Source organism: Paracoccus sp. NFXS7 (assembly GCF_040148865.1).
In the GTDB taxonomy this organism is placed as follows: domain Bacteria; phylum Pseudomonadota; class Alphaproteobacteria; order Rhodobacterales; family Rhodobacteraceae; genus Paracoccus; species Paracoccus marcusii.
In genome coordinates this window covers 831,792-849,007 of sequence record NZ_JAKEKV010000001.1, presented here as the reverse complement: position 1 = coordinate 849,007, position 17,216 = coordinate 831,792, and the positions used below count along the sequence as shown (strand labels likewise).

Genomic DNA, 17,216 nt, shown 5'->3' with positions numbered 1-17,216 from the left:
CTCAGGCGGGACGAGGGCGCCTGATCAGCCAGAGCAGCGCCCCGCCCGCCAGCGCCAGAAACGGCAGCATCGCCAGGTTCACCGCGTTCCAGCCCGCGACGATGGACCCGCCCGAACAGTTCATCAGCCCGCCCGACGACAGCGACGCCAGGAACACCCCGCCGAAGACCACGAAATCGTTCATGCCCTGCACGCGGCCGCGTTCGTCGGGGGCATGGGCGCGGGTCAGCATGGTCGTGGCGCCGATATAGCCGAAGTTCCAGCCGATCCCCAAGAGGATCAGGGCGATGAAGAACTGCTCCAGTTCCACCCCCGACAGGGCGACGGCCCCCGCGGCGGCCAGGATCGCCAGGCCCAGCCCCACGATCGTCTCGGCCCCGAAGCGCGCGATCAGGTGGCCGGTGACGAAGCTGGGCGCGAACATGGCCAGCACATGCGCGCTGACGATATTGGCGGCATCCGCCGTGTCATAGCCGCAGCCCACCACGGCCAGGGGCGTCGAGGTCATCACCAGGTTCATCAGCGCATAGGACACCATGCCGCAGACCATCGCCACGGCAATGGCGGGGGTCCGCAGGATCTGCCCCATCGGGCGCCCCGTGGATGCGCCCGCCACCGGCGCGGGCGGCTTGGGGATGTCCAGGAAGGAGAACAGCAGCGGTCCGGCCAGGTTTAGGCCGATCACCGCCAGATAGGTCGCCAGGAACGGCACGGCGGTCAGGTCGCTGGTCATGCGCACCAGCGCCGGGCCGATGATGGCGGCGGCCAAGCCCCCGGCCATGACCAGGCTGATGGCCTTTGGGGCGTAATCCTCGGGCGCGGTGTCGGTCGCGGCAAAGCGGTAGAAGCCCTGCGCCGACATGTAGATGCCGGTCAGCCCAGACCCCACCATGAACAGCGCGAACGAGCCCAGCCACAGCCCCGCCGCCGCGATCGCCGCGCCCAAGGCCCCCGCCGCCACGGCCAGCAGGAACCCCGCCTGCCGCCCGCGCGCCTGCATGAAGCGCGCCAGCGGCCGTGCCGACAGGGTCGAGCCCAGGATGATCATCGACAGCGGCAGCGTCACCAGGCAGGGATGCGGGGACAGGATCTGTCCCGCAAGCCCGCCCACGATGAAGATGACCGACATCTGCGCGCCCAGGATCGCCTGTGCCAGCACGAGGACCGTGACGTTCCTCCGGGCGCGCGCCAGGTCCATGGTCAGCCGCGCAGGGCGGCGGCGGTGCGGGCGCGATCCTCGATCGCCTGCCAGTTGCCGGCGGCCATGTCGGCATCGGTTACGATCCAGCTGCCGCCGACGCAGATCACGTTGGGCAAGGACAGATAGCTGCCGGCGTTCTGGGGTGTCACGCCGCCCGTGGGACAGAAGCTGATGCGGGGCAGGGGGCCTGCCAGCGATTTCAGCGCAGGCGCGCCGCCCACGGCCTCGGCCGGGAAGAACTTCAGCATGTCAAAGCCCGCATCGGCGGCGCGCATGACCTCGGAGGCCGTGACGGCGCCGGGCAGCAGCGGCAGGGCCAGGTCCTCGCAGGCCGCGATCAGCCGGTCGGTCAGGCCCGGAGAGACCGCGAAGCTGGCGCCCGCGTCCTTGGCGCGCTTGGCGTCGTCCGGGGTCAGCACGGTGCCCGCGCCGACATGGCCGCCCGCGACACCGCTCATGGCGCGGATCGCGTCAAGCGCGGCGTCCGAGCGCAGCGTCACCTCCAGCACAGGCAACCCGCCCGCGACCAGCGCACGGGCCAGCCCCTCAGCATGGGCCACGTCCTTGATGACGATGACCGGGATCACCGGCGCAAGCTGGCACAGGGCTTTCGTCTGCCGGGACTGATCTTGGGGGGTCATGGCGGGCCTATCGCTTATGAATGGAACTGCTGCGAACCTGAACCCAAGCCCCGCCCGATGCAAGGGTGCCGCCATGCCGATGTTACCGCTATCTGCAGGAATGCCACAGCGAATCTGCTTGCCTTTCACCCGCGCAGGGGCTATCGCGCGCCTACTTCACAGGCAGGGGAGGGCCTTGCGGGACATATCCGCAACGGTCCACCGGTTGGGGCATCCGCCCTGAGACCCCCTGCCAAGGCGCAAACCGGAAAGGAACTCCTCATGGCGCTTCCCGAATTCTCGCTGCGTCAGCTTCTTGAAGCTGGCGTCCACTACGGTCACCAGACCCAACGCTGGAACCCCCGCATGGGCGAGTTCATCTATGGCGACCGCAACGGCATCCACATCCTGGACCTGACGCAGACCGTGCCGATGCTGGACGCGGCCCTGCAGGTCGTGCGCGACACCGTCGCCAAGGGCGGCCGCGTGCTGTTCGTCGGCACCAAGCGTCAGGCACAGCGTTCCATCGCGGAAGCGGCTGAAAAGTCGGCACAGTTCTACATGAACCACCGTTGGCTGGGCGGTACGCTGACCAACTGGAAGACCGTCAGCCAGTCGATCAATCGCCTGAAGGCGATCGACGAGACGATGGCCGGCGGCGCCGAGGGCCTGACCAAGAAAGAGCGCCTGCAGCTGGAGCGCGAGCAGACCAAACTGCAAGCCTCGCTGGGCGGCATCCGCGACATGGGCGGCCTTCCCGACCTTCTGTTCGTCATCGACGTGAACAAGGAAGACCTGGCCATCCTGGAAGCCAAGAAGCTGGGCATCCCGGTCGTGGCCGTGGTCGACACCAACTGCTCGCCCGACGGCATCGACTACATCATCCCGGGCAACGACGACGCGGCCCGCGCCATCGCGCTGTACTGCGACCTGGTCAGCCGTGCGGCCCTGGACGGCATGACCGCGCACATGGGTGCGTCGGGCGTCGACCTGGGTTCGCTGGCCGAAGCGCCGGAAGAGCTGCTGGACGAGCCGGCGACCGAAGAGGCCGCAGCCGAGGCCTGATCCGCCCCGGACCACCCATTCATCGGATTGTCGTCAGGCGGGGATATGCCCCGCCTGACGCGTTGAACAGATAGGAGACGGATATGGCAATCACCGCAGCGATGGTGAAGGAACTGCGCGAGACCACCGGCGCAGGCATGATGGACGCCAAGAAGGCCCTGACCGAGAACGACGGCAACATGGAAGCGGCCATCGACTGGCTGCGCACCAAGGGTCTGGCGAAAGCCGCCAAGAAGGCCGATCGCGTTGCCGCCGAAGGTCTGGTGGGCGTCCAGGTCTCGGGTGGCCGCGGCGTCGCCGTCGAGATCAACTCGGAGACCGACTTCGTCGCCAAGAACGCCGATTTCCAGCAGCTGGTCCGTGATATCACCGGCGTCGCGCTGAACGGCGCGGGCGAGATCGAGGCCCTGAAGGCCGCCGATCTGGACGGTAAGCCCGTCTCGGACGTCGTGACCGGCGCCATCGCCCGCATCGGCGAGAACCTGACCCTGCGCCGCGTGCAGGTGCTGGAAGGCGAGACCGTCGTGTCCTACGTGCACAACGCCGCCGCCGACGGCCTGGGCAAGATCGGCGTGCTGGTCGCGCTGTCGGGTCCGGCGGACAAGGCGCAGACCGTGGGCAAGCAGTTCGCGATGCACATCGCGGCGACGAACCCCGTCTCGCTGTCGGAAGCGACCATGGACCCCGCCGCGCTGGAGCGCGAGCTGCAGGTCCAGACCGCCAAGGCGCTGGAAGAGAATGCTTCCTCGGCCAAGCCGAAGCCCGAGGCCGTCATCCAGAACAACATCATCCCGGGCCGGATGAAGAAGTTCGTGGCCGAGAACACGCTGCTGGGTCAGGCCTTCGTGATGAACCCCGACCTGACGGTCGAGCAGGCCGCGGCCGAGGCCGGCGTCCAGATCACCGGCTATGCCCGCGTGATGGTCGGCGAAGGCATCGAGAAGAAGGAAGAGGATTTCGCAGCCGAGGTCGCCAAGACCCTCAGCGGCGCCTGATCCTTTCTTGATCGAACGACACGAATGCCGGCCCCCTGGGCCGGCATTTCGCGTTCCGGACCTTGGTGGCGGCGCCCGGCCAAGGCAACCTTGCCGCACGCCGCCTGTTCCTGACACATGCGTGTCACCACTCACGGAACGCCGCGATGTGACGCGGTTTCGGGGGCGGGCGAAACGGTGGAAAACCCTACCCCTGGCCCCCCAGCCTCAGCGAGGCGGCGGCAGGCTGGAACAGCTGATGCGTTACATGGGCCTTGAGCACGGCCTGGGGCGTCGTCTCGACCCCCAGGGCCTCGCGGGCCAGACGCATGTGCTTTTCCACGGTGGCGGCGGTGATGCCCAGGATCACCGCGATCTCTCCGACGGTCTTGCCGGCCGAGCGCCAGCCCAGGACCTCGCGTTGGCGCGGGGTCAGGGTGGCCTTGGGCAGGTTGCGCTGCATCGTCGCGATGCGCATGTGCATCACCCAGGACAGCACCCGGACCTCGCGGCCCGACCGCGCCCAGGACGCCTGCAGGTCCTGCGCATCGGCACCCTGCCGCGGCATTACCACCACCGCGCCCACGCTGTGGAGGACCTTGTCGCGCAGGCTGATGATGCGGGCATGGCCCAGCCCGTGTTCCGCCGCCAGCCCGAAGGACCGCGACGGGCCGAATTGGTCCTGCAACGCGTCGGACGCGATGTCGCCGTCATTGTCGCGCACCCATTCGACCCAGGGGTCCTGATCCAGATCGCGCAGCCGCTGGGCTTGTTCGATCAGATCGGGGGGTAGGTTGCTGAAGACCACGGGGTTGTCGCGCAACAGCGCCCTGGGCACCGTCAGCATGAAACGCGCGGCATAAAGGGCGTGATCGTAGCCAAGCTGGCCGACCGCTTCCAGAAATACGGCGCGGATGTCGGCAATGGTCGGGGCGTCCAGAAGACGTTCGATAAAACCTGATAAAATCTATATCTAAAACTCAATGCGTTCTTAAAGTCCCATAGGACGGCGCAGCGCAGAGATTGCCAAGGGGTAATGTCGTGAAAATATCGCGATGGCCGGTGATCTGAATATTGCGCGTGGCGGTCCGGGGGCGGGGGTGCTGGACGCGTGGCCCCGGGCATGCGAAGGGTGCGGGACGTTCCGTTCTCAACGCCAACCGACAGATCGCCTGCCATGCCCTTCATCATCGCTATCGACGGACCGGCCGCATCGGGCAAGGGCACCATCGCCCGCGCGCTGGCCGACCGGTTCGGATTTCACCACCTGGACACGGGTCTGCTGTACCGGGCGACCGGCGCCAAGGGGGGCGATCCTGTCGCGGCGGCCCATTCGCTGAACGCGGAGGATCTGGCCCGCCCGGACCTGCGCAGCGCCGAGGCGGGTCAGGCTGCCAGCCGCATCGCGGCCATTCCCGACGTCCGCGCGGCCCTGGTCGCGTTCCAGCACCGCTTTGCCGCGCAGGACCCCGGTGCCGTATTGGACGGGCGCGACATCGGCACGGTCATCTGTCCCGATGCGGCGGTCAAGCTGTACGTGGTCGCCTCGGACGAGGTGCGGGCGGCGCGTCGTGCGGCTGAACTGGGCGCCGACCCCGAGGAGATGCTGGCCCAGCTGCGCGAACGCGACCTGCGCGACAGCCAGCGGGCGACGGCGCCGCTGCGCCCGGCCGCGGATGCGGTCGTGCTGGACACCAGCACGCTGAGCATCGACGATGCCGTGGCGCGCGCCGTGGCCGAGGTGTTGCGCGTTCGGGGCGACTGACGGGCCTGGTGCCCGTCCCGGACCGATGCCGGCGGGGTCAGGGGGCGATGATCTCGAATTTCGCGACATCGACCATGCCGCGATCGGTGATCTTCAGCGCGGGAATGACCGGCAGGGCCAGGAAGGCCAGCTGCAGGAACGGCTCCTCCAGCGTCGTGCCCAGGGTCCGGGCCGCCTCCCGCAGGGCGATCAGCGTGTCGCGCACGGTCTCGAACGGCTCAAGGCTCATCAGCCCCGCGACCGGCAGGGGCAGCTCGGCCAGGATGCGGCCGTCGCAGGCCACGACGAAGCCCCCTTCCAGATCGGTCAGCCGGTTGGCCGCCAGCGCCATGTCGGCGTAATCGACGCCCACCACGGCGATGTTGTGATGGTCATGGCACAGCGTCGATGCGATGGCCCCGCGCGCTAGGCCGAACCCCTGCACGAAGCCCGTGGCGATGTTGCCGTTGCGCCCATGCCGTTCGATCACCGCGATGCGGGACAGATCGCGCGACGGATCGGGGCGCTTGTCGCCGTCCTGCGGCGGGATGTCATGGGTCAGGTGTTCGGTGATGATCTTGCCTTCCAAGATGCCGATCACCGGGGTTTCCGCGCGGTTGCCTGTGCAGCGGAAATCCTGCGGCGTCACCTTGGGCGCCTTGACCGAGGCGCGTCCCACCGGCGCCACCGTCCCGCGCGCGGCGAAGGCCGCGTCATCCACGACCCGCCCGCCGGTCAGGACCAGCTGCGCGTGGCACCCCTCGAGGCTGTCGATGGCCACGATGTCGGCGCGCAACCCCGGCGCGATCAGCCCGCGATCCTTCAGCCCGAAGGCCTCGGCCGCCGACAGCGACGCCGCGCGATAGGCCGCCAGCGGCGAGGTGCCAAGCGCGATCAGCCGGCGGATCATGTAGTCCAGATGCCCATGCTCTCCGATGTCCAGCGGGTTGCGGTCGTCGGTGCACAGGCACAGATAGGCGCTGGTGGCCTCGGTCAGGATGGGCTGCAGCGCATCCAGATCCTTGCTGACCGAGCCTTCGCGGATCAGGACGCGCATTCCCTTGCGCAGCTTTTCCAGCGCCTCCTCGGCGGTCGTGGCCTCATGCTCGGTGCGGATGCCGGCGGCGACATAGGCGTTCAGGTCCAGACCCGTCAGCTGCGGGCAGTGCCCGTCGACATGGCCGCCCGCGAACAGGCGCAGCTTGGCCATGGCGCCCGGGTCGCGGTGGATGATGCCGGGATAGTTCATGAACTCTGCCAGCCCGATGGCCGAGGGGTGGCCCATCACCTGCGCCAGATCCCCGGCCTCGATCCGCGCGCCCGACGTCTCCATCTCCGTGGACGGCACGCAGGAGGACAGCTGCACCCGCAGGTCTATCAGCAGATGCTCGGACGCGGCCTGGAAATACCGGATGCCCTCCAGGCCGATGACATTGGCGATCTCATGCGGGTCGCAGATGGCCGTGGTCACGCCGCGGGGCGTCACGCAGCGGTCGAACTCGAAGGGCGTGACCAGGCTGCTTTCGACATGCAGATGCGTGTCGATGAAGCCCGGCACCAGGATCAGCCCGGTGACGTCGATCACGCGGGTGCCGTCGTAATCGCCGATCCCTGCGATCCGGTCGCCGCAGATCGCCACGTCGCCCGCCATCATCGTGCCGGTGATCAGATCGAAGACCCGGCCGCCGCGCAGGATCAGGTCGGCGGGCTGATCGCCCCGGGCCACGGCGATGCGGCGTTCCAGATCATCCATCACTCTCTCCTGTCCGTTTGCGGCACATGACCGCAAACGGCGGCGGAGGTCCAGTGACCCCTCAGGGGTTCCAGCGCAGGAAGTTGGCGATCAGGCGCAGGCCCACGGCCTGGGATTTCTCGGGGTGGAACTGGGTGCCGACAATGTTGTCGCGTCCGACCACCGCGGTCACCGGCCCGCCGTAATCGACATTCGCCAGCAGATGGGCGGGGTCGGTAACCTGGAACTGCCAGCTGTGAACGAAATAGGCGTGATCGCCGGTCGCGATCCCCTCCAGCACGGGGTGGGGGCGGTCGATGACCAGATCGTTCCAGCCCATATGCGGCACCTTGAGGCCCGGGGCGGCAATGGCGCGGATCTCTCCGCCGATCCAGTCCAGGCCGGGGGTCTCGCGATATTCGTGGCCGGTAGTGGCCAGCATCTGCATGCCGACGCAGATCCCCATGAAGGGCACGCCGCGGGTGATCACCGCGTCCTGGATGGCCTCGGCCATGCCGTCCACCTCGCCAAGGGCGGTGCGGCAGGCGGGGAAGGCCCCGTCGCCGGGCAGCACGATGCGGTCGGCGCGGGCGGCGACCTCGGGGTCGGAGGTCACGACGACCTCGGCGCCCGCGTCACGGCCCATCAGTTGGAACGCCTTTTCGGCCGAATGCAGGTTGCCGCTGTCGTAATCGACCAGCGCGACCCGCATCACAGCGCCCCCTTGGTCGAGGGCAGCACCCCCGCCATGCGCGGATCGGGCTCGACCGCCTCGCGCAGCGCGCGGGCGACAGCCTTGAAGGCGGCCTCGGCGAGGTGGTGGCTGTTCAGCCCGTGCAGGCGGTCGACATGCAGCGTGATGCCGCCATGCGTGGACAGCGCCTGGAAGAATTCGCGCACCAGTTCGGTGTCGAACGTGCCGATCTTTTCCGACGGAAATTCGACGTTCCATACCAGATAGGGCCGCGCCGACAGGTCCAGCGCCGCGCGGACCAGCGAATCGTCCATGGCCAGCAGGAAGCTGCCGTAACGGCGGATGCCCTTCTTGTCGCCCAGTGCCGCGACCAGGGCCTGGCCGATGGCGATGCCGGTATCCTCGACCGTGTGGTGGTCGTCGATATGCAGGTCGCCCTCGGCGCGGATGGTCATGTCGATCAGCGAATGGCGCGACAGCTGGTCCAGCATGTGATCGAAGAAGCCCACGCCGGTCCGGTTGTCATAGACCCCGGTGCCGTCGAGGTTCAGCGTCACCTCGATCGAGGTTTCCGAGGTCTTGCGGGTGATGGTCGCCTGGCGCATGGGATGTCCTTCCTGTCAGGGCGCCTTATAGGGGCGGCGGGCGCATCAGCCAAGGTGCACTTGGCCCGCGGGATAGCGCACCCGCGGCACCATCCGTGTGGCCAGGAAGAACCCCAGGGTCAGCGGCCCGACCCGGCCCAGGAACATCACCACCATGATGACCGCGCGCCCGAATTCGGACAGTTCCGGCGTATAGGCCCGCGACAGGCCGACCGTGCCGAAGGCCGACGACACCTCGAACGCGATGTCGACGAAATCGCCGCCCTCGCTGATCAGCAGCAGAAAGATCGCGGTGACGATGACGGCCGAGGCCATCGCCATCAGCGCCATCGCCTTGAGCACGTCGCCAAGGGGGATGGACCGGCCGAACCCCGTCACCTCGGTCCGGCGGCGCAGGAACGCCCAGGTCGCCAGCAGCATCACGAAGACGGTCGTCACCTTGAGCCCGCCGCCCGTCGAGGTGGGGCCGGCGCCGATGATCATCAGGATCATGTACATGAACGAGGTGGATTCCTCCAACCCCGCGATGTCGGTCGAATTGAACCCCGCGGTGCGGGTGGTCACGCCCTGGAACCATGCGACGGTCAGGCGGGCGGTGATGCTGTGATACTGTGCCAACGTGTTGGGGTTGTCCCATTCCAGGATCGCGGTCATGGCGACGCCGCCCACGATCAGGATGGCGGTGCCGACCATCATCATCCGCGTGTGCAGCGACCAGCCGCGCCAGAACGTGCGCTGGTACAGGTCGGCGATGACGACGTAGCCGATGCCGCCCGCGATGAACAGGACCGGGATCACCACGTTGACCACCGGGTCCAGCGCGTATCCCGTCAGCCCCGGAGAGAAGGTCGAGAAGCCCGCGTTGTTGAACGCCGAGACGGAATGGAAGATCGCATGCCACAGCCCCGGGCCCAGCCCGTGATGGGGCATGAAGGACAGGCACAGCAGCATCGCGCCCGCGACCTCGGCCATGACGACGATGCGCAGGATGGTCCAGACCAGCCGCGTCAGCTTGCCGTACGAGGTCTGGTTCAGGTCCTCGCGCAGATAGGTGCCCTGGGTGATGCCCAGGGGGCGGCCCAGGGCCGACCAGATCAGCACCGCGAAGGTCATCAGGCCCAGCCCGCCCAGCTGGATCAGCACCGCGATGACCAGCTGTCCCCAGAACGCATAGACCAGTTCGGTGTCGACCACGTTCAGCCCGGTCACCGTCACCGCCGAGGTCGAGGTGAACAGCGCATCCGACAGCGTGATCGGCGTGTGCGTCATCGGTGGCAGCATCAGCAGCAGCCCGCCCACCGCGATCAGGGTCAGGTACCCCACCGCCAGCACGGCCGGCGGGGGCGTGCGCGCCAGCCAGCGCCGCAGCGCCGAGGGGCGGGGCCGCTTCACAGCCGGTCGCCGAAACCGGTCAGGTCCACCCGCTTGCCCAGCAGCAGCAGGCGGTCGTTGGCCTGCAGGACCGGGTCCTCTCCGCGGATGTCGCGATATTCGGTGCCGCGCATCATGCCCAGGATCTCGATCCCCGGGCCGGGGTTCAGCTGCGACAGGGTACGGCCCGACAGGCGGTGCGGGATCATCAGGTTCACCACCGAATAGCCGTTGCCCAGGCTGACATAGTCCTGGACCGCCGGGTTGTTCAGCATCTGCGCGGTGTGGCGGCCCATCTCCAGCCCCGGCATGACGACGCGGTCGGCGCCGATCTTGGACAGGATGCGGTGATGGGTGCGGTTGTCGGCCTTGGCCCAGACCGTGCCCACGCCCACCAGCCGCAGGTTCATCGCGGCGATCACGTTGCTTTCCAGGTTGTTGCCGATCGACACCAGCCCCACGTCATAGCGGTCGACGCCCGCCTCGCGCAGCGCGCCTTCGTCGGTGGCGTCCAGGATCAGCGACGCGGGCAGTTGTTCGGCCAGCGCCGCCACCCGCCGCGGGTCCTTGTCGATGCCCATGACCTGGTTGCCGAAGCGCGCCAGTTCGGCGGCCACGACGCTGCCGAAGGCGCCAAGCCCGATCACGACAAAGCTGCGGTTCACTTTTCCCATCGGGTCCTCGCCACGGCGCAAAACGCGAATGCTTGGTCACGGTTGCCGGCAAAGTCAACGGTCGGGCCGGGCAGGCCAATGGGAACCAAATGTCCGGCAGTGGCCTTTCTGACCGAAATGTGAGAAGGAGTGAGCCTCCGCGGCGGATTTCCGCCAAGGGTCCAAGGACCTGCCACCCGTTCGAGACCAAATCTGAAAGGGACAGATGTCACAAACACCACCGAAAGGTCCGGGAACGCCGGGCACCCCCCGCGACCGGACGCGCGAACAGGACGCCCTGAGCGGCCGTTACCCGCCCCATGCCCCCAAGGCCCCGCCGCCCAAGGCAGAGCCTGCACCCGCCCCCGATGACGGCATCGAGCCGCTGCCCGAGCCCGAAGGCCCGACAGAGATCATCGAGACCGACTATACCATCGGTCAGGACAACATCGAGCATCAGGGCAAGGTGCCCTTCGACATCCACAACCCGGTCTTCGGCATCTCTGCCGCGGCGGTGGTGCTGTTCACCGTCGCCACGCTGATGTTTCCCGGCCAGCTGGAACCCCTGTTCGGGGGCATCCGCGACGGGCTGACATCGAACCTGGACTGGTTCTTCATGCTGGCCGGCAACGTCTTCGTGCTGTTGTGCCTGGCGCTGATCGTGTCGCCGCTTGGCCGGATCCGTCTTGGCGGACCCGAAGCCACGCCCGATTTCAGCCTGACCGGCTGGTTCGCGATGCTGTTTGCGGCGGGCATGGGCATCGGACTGATGTTCTATGGGGTCAGCGAACCGCTGGGCCATTTCGAGGCCGCGTTGGGCGGTCCGGTGACCGAGGGGGGCGTGCGCACCGACTGGGCCCCGCTGGGCGGCGCCGTCGACGACCCCGAGGCCGCCCGCCGCATCGGCATGGCCGCGACGATCTTCCACTGGGGTCTGCACCCCTGGGCGATCTATGCGGTGGTGGCGCTGGCACTGGGCCTGTTCGCCTATAACAAGGGGCTGCCGCTGACGCTGCGCTCGGTCTTCTATCCGATCTTCGGCGAACGGATCTGGGGCTGGCCGGGCCACGTCATCGACATCCTGGCGGTGCTGGCCACGATCTTCGGCCTTGCGACCTCGCTGGGTCTGGGCGCGGAACAGGCGATGGCCGGGCTGGCCTATCTGTTCGGGTTCCAGAACACCGGCCTGAACAAGATCCTGCTGATCGTCGGCATCACCTTCGTCGCCGGGGCCTCGGTCGTCCTGGGCGTGGAAAAGGGCGTCAAGCGCCTGTCCGAGCTGAACATGATCCTGGCCATCGTGCTGCTGATCTTCATCATCGCGGTGGGCCCGACCATGGCCATCCTGGGCGGCTTCTTCAGCAACCTGGGCGCCTATGGTGCGGAGCTGATCCCGCTGTCGAATCCCTTCGGTCGCACGGACGACAACTTCCGCCACGGCTGGACCGCGTTCTATTGGGCATGGTGGATCAGCTGGTCGCCCTTCGTCGGCATGTTCATCGCCCGCGTCAGCCGCGGCCGCACCGTGCGGCAGTTCCTGATCGCGGTGCTGATCGTGCCGTCGCTGATCTCGATCCTGTGGATGACGGCGCTTGGCGGCACGGCCATCGACCTGACCGTCAGCGGCTTCTCGGGCATCCTGGATGCGCCGCTGGAACTGGAGCTGTTCACCATGCTGGGGCAGCTGCCCCTGGCCTCCATCACCTCGCTGGTGGGGATCGTGCTGGTGATCGTGTTCTTCGTGACCTCGTCGGACAGCGGATCGCTGGTCATCGACACGATCGCGGCGGGCGGCAAGATCAACGCCCCCGTCCCGCAGCGCATCTTCTGGGTTGCCATCGAGGGGGCGGTCGCCATCGCCCTGCTGGTGGGCGGCGGCCTGGTCGCGTTGCAGGCGATGGCGGTGTCGACGGGCTTTCCCTTCGCCATCGTGCTGCTGGGCGCGTGCTATGCCCTGGTCAAGGGCCTGATGGCCGAGCATCGAGAGCTGCGCTGACCCCCGGATAGTCGAAAGGAACGGGCGGGTTTTCCCGCCCGTTCTTGTCTTACCGGGCCCGCAATGCGAAAACGTCTTTCAGACGCCACCAAAGGACCCGCGCCATGAGCGACATCACTGCCAGCGAACGCAGGCTGCGCGCCGCGCTTGACCGGATGGACAAGATGCTTGACGTGCCCCCACGTCCGGCCGAAGCGGCGGCACCAGCCCCGTCCAGCGCCGCCGATGACGGCGCCCTGGCCGAGCTGCAGGCCCGTCTGGACGCCGCGACGGAACAGGCCGCGGGCCTGTCCGCCGCCAACGAGGAACTGATCACCGCCAACCGCGACCTTCTGGAGGCGCAGGAGACCGGCGGCATCGGGGCCGACGAACAGATGGCCGCCCTGCAGGCCGAACTGTCCGCCCTGCGCGCCGCCCGCGCCGCCGAGATGGCGCAGATGAGCGAGATCATGGCAGAGCTGGAGCGCCTGCTGGCCGACGAACCGCCGATCCTGGACGGCGCCGTGCCGGACGAGGCCGGGGGCGATGCGGGCGGTCTGCCCGAGGATCTGCCGCCCAACCACGAGGAGCGCTGACATGGCCGAGGTTGAATTCACCATCGGACACAAGGAATACCGCGTCGGCGCCGCCGATGGCGAGGAGCGCCTGCTGCAACGCGCCGCCGCCATCCTGGACGGAGAGGCGCGCCAGATCCTGGAACAGGCCGGTCGCGTCCCCGAGCCGCGCCTGCTGCTGTTGGCCGGGCTGATGCTGGCCGACCGTTTCGCCACGCTGGAGGATCGCGCCGAAAAGGCCGAACGCCACATCAATCGGCTGCAGCAGAACCCGCCCCGCGTCGAGGTTCCGGTGATTCCCTCTGACCTGCGAGAGGCGATGGCCGAACTGGCCGCCCGGGCCGAATCGCTGGCCGATCGGCTGGAGGAGCAGCGGCAGGATTAACCTGCCGTTAACCTTGCCGGGCGATGATGGGGGCATGATGCGCATGACGGTCCCCCTTGTCCTGATGCTGGCCCTGTCGGGCTGCACCACCCCGTCGCCGGGCTTCCCGGCCGCCGCGCGTCAGGACGTGACGGTCGACGGCATGCGCTTTGCCGTCTATCCCCGCGGGACCGAGGCGCAGGTGATCAGGCTGGACCACCTCCGCCGCGCCGATCGCGGCCGTATGCCCGACCTGATGATGCGCGCGGCCGCCCAAGCCACCGGATGCCGGCCCATCGACAACAGCCTGACGCCGCAGGGCGGCCCCCATTCGGCCGTCGCACTGGTCGATCTGCGCTGCTAGCGGCCGTCGCCCAGAAAGCTGACCAGCGTTTCGGCCACGGCCTCTGGCGCGTCGGCATGCAGCCAGTGCCCGGCATCCTTCAGCGTGACGATGCGCACCTGCGGAAAATGGGCGCGCAGGGCGGCCTCTCCGGCATCGGCGACATAATCGGACCGGGCCCCGCGCAGGGCCATGACCTTGCCGGGAAAGCTGCCTTGCGGCAGGTCGTCGGGCCAGCCCACGATCTGCGGCATCGCCGCGCGCAGCGCGGGCAGGTTCAGCTTCCACGCGGGCGGCGTGGCCTTGAAGTCCAGGTTCTGCAGCAGGAACGCCCGCACGCCCGGTTCGGGCACGTCCGCGGCCATCGCCGCATCGGCCTGGCTGCGGCGGGTGATCGCGGACAGATCCAGCGCCTCCATCGCGTCGATATAGCGGGTCTGGTCATGGTCGTAAGCGACGGGCGCGATGTCCATGATCACCAGCCGCCGCACCAGGTCGGGCTGCGTCAGCGCCAGCACCATCGCCGCCTTGCCGCCCATCGAATGGCCGACAAGATCGACCCGCCCGCCCAGATCGCCGATCAGTCGGGCCAGATCGTTCGCCAGCGCGGCATAGTCGGCATCCATGTCCTGGGGGCTGTCGCCGTGGTTGCGCAGGTCGACCGTGACCACGCGGCGCGTCTGTGCCAGCCTGCGGGCCTGCGCGCCCAGGTTGCGGCCCTGGCCGTACAGTCCGTGCACCAGCAGGACGGGAAGGGCGCCCTCGGGGCCCGCGATGGTGTGATTCAGCTTCATGCGGGCAGCTTACGGCGTCTGGCGCGCGGCTGCCATCCCGTCTATCCTGACCCGATGATGCGCAAGGGTCACAGCTTCGAAGACATTCCCGTCATGGCCGACGAGATCGCGGTCCTGATCGCGTCCCGGTTCGGCGGCGCACGGCGCGGCGAACGGCCGCCGCTTTCCGTGATGCTGAACCGCCGCGGGGGGGCGCTGCCGGCGCGCCTGCGCCGCCGTGCGGCCCGCCTGGCCGAGGCCGACCGCCTGTCGTCCCAGCCCAAGGTCGCGCGGCAGCTGCCCGCCGAGCGTCTGGCGCGCGATCACGCCGCGCTGGCCGCGCATCTGCGCCCCTTGGGCGAGATCACCCGCTGGCAGGGAAGGGCGGTCAGCTTTGGCGCCTCGGTCGCGTTCGGGGTGCTGGTGGTGGCCGCGCTGGCGATCTGGGTCGCGGTTCAGCGCGGGCTGCTGTGACGCCTTGCACATGATGCAAGGCTGACCTGTCCGCGCAGGGCTTGCCAAACCCCGCCCAAGCTGGTGTGAGGGCTAACACCCCCGTCCCAGGAACACCGCATGACCTCTACCCCTGATTTTCGCGCCGCGATCCTGGCGCTGGCGCTTGGCGCGTTCGCCATCGGCACGTCCGAATTCGCGGCCATGGGCCTGCTGCCCTATTTCGCCGCCGACCTGGCCCTGACCGAGCCGCAGGCCGGTCACGTCATCAGCGCCTATGCCCTTGGCGTCGTGGTCGGTGCGCCGGTCACCGCGATGCTGGGCGCGCGGCTGCCGCGCAGGCGCTATCTGGCGGCGCTGATGGCCTTTTACGGCGTCGTGAACCTGCTGGCGGCCTTCATGCCGGGGCTGGCGACGCTGGTCGGGGTGCGGTTCCTGGCCGGCCTGCCGCATGGCGGCTTTCTGGGGGTCGCGATGCTTTACGCGGCGGACGCGCTGCCCGTGGGACAGCGGGCGAGGGGCGCGGCACGGGTGCTGCTGGGGCTGACCATCGCCAACATCGTCGGCGTGCCGTTGGCGGGCTGGATGGGGCAAAGCATCGGTTGGCGGTGGGGCTTTGCGCTGCCTGGCGTGATCGCGCTGCTGTCGGCTTGGCTGATCCTTCGCGTGGCGCCCCGCGTCGGCGGCAATCCCGACGCCCGCCCGTGGGACGAACTGGCGGCGCTGCGCAACCCGCGCGTCCTGTGGGTGCTGGCCGTGGGGGCCATCGGGTTCGGCGGGCTGTTCGCGGTCTATGCCTTCCTGACGGCGGCGATCCTGGCCACCACCGACGCGCCGGGATACGTGATCCCGCTGACGCTGGCGGCCTTTGGCGTGGGCGGCACCTTGGGCACCTGGGGCGCCGGCCGCCTGACCGAGATCCTGGGCATCGACCGTGCGGCATTTGCCAGCCTGGCCGCGATGGCCGCGACCCAGGGGTTCGCAGCCCTGGTCGTGGGCAGCTGGCCGCTGATGGTGCTGTCGTCCTTCCTGATCGCCGCCGGTGCGGGGCTGGTCATTCCGCTGCAGACGCGGCTGATGGACGTGGCGGGGTCGGCCCAGAACATGGCGGCGGCGATGAATCACGCGGCCTTCAACGCGGCCAACGCGCTTGGACCCTTCCTGGCCGGGCTGGCGCTGGCGGCCGGATGGGGCTGGCGCGCGCCGGGGCTGGTGGGCGTGGCGCTTACGGCCGCGGGGGCGGTGGTGCTGACGATCGCTGTCCGACAGGACCGGAAAGCCCGGCGGACAGCATCGGGGGCGGCAGCGACCGCAGGATGACCTGGCGCGAGGTCGACGCGAATTCGCGCCGCCACGTGACCCACAGCACGATCGCCGTGCCCAGCATCAGCGTCCAGGCGCCGGTCAGCCAGCCAAGCGCGCCAAGCGCGAAATAGACGCTGCGCAGCCCGGCGTTGAAGCTGCGGGCGGCGGTGATGTTCAGATCGGCCGCCTGCATGGCGCGGTCCATCGTCTCGGGGTGGTCGGCGCGGTTCGGGACCGCCGCCATCATCACCGCGCAATAGCCGAACAGCCGGTGCGCCCAGACGAACTTCAGGAACGCGTTCACCACGAAGAACATCGGCACCAGCAGGCGCAGTTCCCACCCTGTGCCGGCGGTGGGCGTCAGCTCCAGCCCGCTGGCGACGCTGCGCAGCCGCTCGCCGTTGCCGATCAGCGCCAGCAGGCCGCCCGTGGCGATCATGCAGGCGCTGGCAAAGAACGCCGTCCCCTCGCGCAGGCTGGCCAGGATGTTGCCGTCGAAGATGCGCGGGTCGCGCTCGACGAAATGTCGCATCCATTCCCGGCGATAGCGCGTCATCAGCACCGAGACCGACGGCCGCCCCGCCGGCGGGCGTTCGGTGAACCAGCCGATCCCCAGCCAAGCGACGAACAGGAACGCCAGCGCGGCCATGTCGCGCAGGGCCATCGGAGCGGCGGAAATCTGGTCCAGCAGGTTCATGACGCGACATTAGGGCCGGACGTCGCGCCTTGAAACCCCCCGTGACGCGGCATACCGTCGGGACGACAGGCA

19 protein-coding genes are annotated in these 17,216 nt (G+C 68.6%); 9 read left to right on the top strand and 10 right to left on the bottom strand.

Annotated elements, in window-relative coordinates; translation table 11 throughout:
• Position 1: 1 nt before the first annotated feature.
• The gene (locus LZ686_RS04170) at positions 2-1,198 is read right to left on the bottom strand and encodes an MFS transporter (RefSeq protein WP_349547070.1); all 1,197 of its coding nucleotides are present in this window, start codon (positions 1,196-1,198) and stop codon (positions 2-4) included.
• A gap of 2 nt (positions 1,199-1,200) precedes the next feature.
• Positions 1,201-1,842, bottom strand: coding sequence for a bifunctional 4-hydroxy-2-oxoglutarate aldolase/2-dehydro-3-deoxy-phosphogluconate aldolase (gene eda / locus LZ686_RS04165; protein WP_045982919.1), 642 nt, complete (start codon positions 1,840-1,842; stop codon positions 1,201-1,203).
• 261 nt (positions 1,843-2,103) lie between these two features.
• On the opposite strand from eda, the gene rpsB reads away from it, so the two are divergent.
• A complete protein-coding gene (gene rpsB, locus LZ686_RS04160) occupies positions 2,104-2,886 on the top strand; it encodes a 30S ribosomal protein S2 (protein ID WP_045982920.1) in 783 nt (260 codons plus the stop codon).
• An 83-nt stretch (positions 2,887-2,969) separates the two neighbouring features.
• On the top strand, positions 2,970-3,881 hold the full coding sequence (gene tsf, locus LZ686_RS04155; RefSeq protein ID WP_127899006.1) for a translation elongation factor Ts: 912 nt from the start codon (positions 2,970-2,972) through the stop codon (positions 3,879-3,881).
• Between the two features lie 187 nt (positions 3,882-4,068).
• Here the strand turns inward: tsf and LZ686_RS04150 are convergent, their stop codons facing one another.
• Positions 4,069-4,761, bottom strand: coding sequence for a helix-turn-helix transcriptional regulator (locus LZ686_RS04150; protein ID WP_349547121.1), 693 nt, complete (start codon positions 4,759-4,761; stop codon positions 4,069-4,071).
• 276 nt (positions 4,762-5,037) lie between these two features.
• Here LZ686_RS04150 and LZ686_RS04145 point away from each other — a divergent pair, with 276 nt between their 5' ends.
• A complete protein-coding gene (locus tag LZ686_RS04145; RefSeq protein ID WP_349547069.1) occupies positions 5,038-5,625 on the top strand; it encodes a (d)CMP kinase in 588 nt (195 codons plus the stop codon).
• 37 nt (positions 5,626-5,662) lie between these two features.
• Here LZ686_RS04145 and ade read toward each other — a convergent pair whose 3' ends face one another.
• From ade to LZ686_RS04120, 5 genes are all read right to left on the bottom strand, one after another.
• Entirely contained in the window at positions 5,663-7,357 is a 1,695-nt protein-coding gene (gene ade / locus LZ686_RS04140) for an adenine deaminase (RefSeq protein WP_349547068.1), read from the bottom strand.
• Positions 7,358-7,418: 61 nt separating this feature from the next.
• Complete coding sequence (gene hisH, locus LZ686_RS04135) at positions 7,419-8,048, bottom strand: imidazole glycerol phosphate synthase subunit HisH (protein WP_349547067.1); 630 nt, start codon at positions 8,046-8,048, stop codon at positions 7,419-7,421.
• Positions 8,048-8,635 (bottom strand): imidazoleglycerol-phosphate dehydratase HisB, encoded by a 588-nt coding sequence (gene hisB / locus LZ686_RS04130; protein WP_349547065.1) that lies wholly within the window; start codon positions 8,633-8,635, stop codon positions 8,048-8,050. The genes hisH and hisB overlap by 1 nt, the downstream gene beginning before the upstream one ends.
• A gap of 45 nt (positions 8,636-8,680) precedes the next feature.
• A complete protein-coding gene (locus tag LZ686_RS04125) occupies positions 8,681-10,027 on the bottom strand; it encodes a TrkH family potassium uptake protein (protein WP_349547064.1) in 1,347 nt (448 codons plus the stop codon).
• On the bottom strand, positions 10,024-10,680 hold the full coding sequence (locus LZ686_RS04120; RefSeq protein ID WP_045982927.1) for a potassium channel family protein: 657 nt from the start codon (positions 10,678-10,680) through the stop codon (positions 10,024-10,026). Before LZ686_RS04120 ends, LZ686_RS04125 begins: the two co-directional genes overlap by 4 nt.
• A gap of 205 nt (positions 10,681-10,885) precedes the next feature.
• Here LZ686_RS04120 and LZ686_RS04115 point away from each other — a divergent pair, with 205 nt between their 5' ends.
• From LZ686_RS04115 to LZ686_RS04100, 4 genes are all read left to right on the top strand, one after another.
• On the top strand, positions 10,886-12,655 hold the full coding sequence (locus LZ686_RS04115; protein ID WP_349547063.1) for a BCCT family transporter: 1,770 nt from the start codon (positions 10,886-10,888) through the stop codon (positions 12,653-12,655).
• A 104-nt stretch (positions 12,656-12,759) separates the two neighbouring features.
• Positions 12,760-13,230 (top strand): hypothetical protein, encoded by a 471-nt coding sequence (locus LZ686_RS04110; RefSeq protein ID WP_052715294.1) that lies wholly within the window; start codon positions 12,760-12,762, stop codon positions 13,228-13,230.
• Position 13,231: 1 nt separating this feature from the next.
• Positions 13,232-13,594 (top strand): cell division protein ZapA, encoded by a 363-nt coding sequence (locus LZ686_RS04105; protein ID WP_045982928.1) that lies wholly within the window; start codon positions 13,232-13,234, stop codon positions 13,592-13,594.
• Positions 13,595-13,637: 43 nt separating this feature from the next.
• A complete protein-coding gene (locus tag LZ686_RS04100; RefSeq protein ID WP_349547062.1) occupies positions 13,638-13,937 on the top strand; it encodes a hypothetical protein in 300 nt (99 codons plus the stop codon).
• On the opposite strand, the gene LZ686_RS04095 is transcribed toward LZ686_RS04100, so the two are convergent.
• Positions 13,934-14,710: an alpha/beta fold hydrolase gene (locus LZ686_RS04095; RefSeq protein ID WP_347917217.1), complete on the bottom strand. Its 777-nt coding sequence runs from the start codon at positions 14,708-14,710 to the stop codon at positions 13,934-13,936. The genes LZ686_RS04100 and LZ686_RS04095 overlap by 4 nt on opposite strands.
• A gap of 54 nt (positions 14,711-14,764) precedes the next feature.
• Between LZ686_RS04095 and LZ686_RS04090 the strand changes: the two genes are divergently transcribed.
• Both LZ686_RS04090 and LZ686_RS04085 read left to right on the top strand, forming a co-directional pair.
• A complete protein-coding gene (locus LZ686_RS04090; protein ID WP_245008437.1) occupies positions 14,765-15,163 on the top strand; it encodes a hypothetical protein in 399 nt (132 codons plus the stop codon).
• A gap of 99 nt (positions 15,164-15,262) precedes the next feature.
• A complete protein-coding gene (locus LZ686_RS04085; protein ID WP_045982930.1) occupies positions 15,263-16,462 on the top strand; it encodes an MFS transporter in 1,200 nt (399 codons plus the stop codon).
• Here the strand turns inward: LZ686_RS04085 and LZ686_RS04080 are convergent.
• Complete coding sequence (locus tag LZ686_RS04080) at positions 16,368-17,144, bottom strand: DUF599 domain-containing protein (protein ID WP_046001060.1); 777 nt, start codon at positions 17,142-17,144, stop codon at positions 16,368-16,370. The two genes, LZ686_RS04085 and LZ686_RS04080, sit on opposite strands and share 95 nt — an antisense overlap.
• Positions 17,145-17,216: the final 72 nt, after the last annotated feature.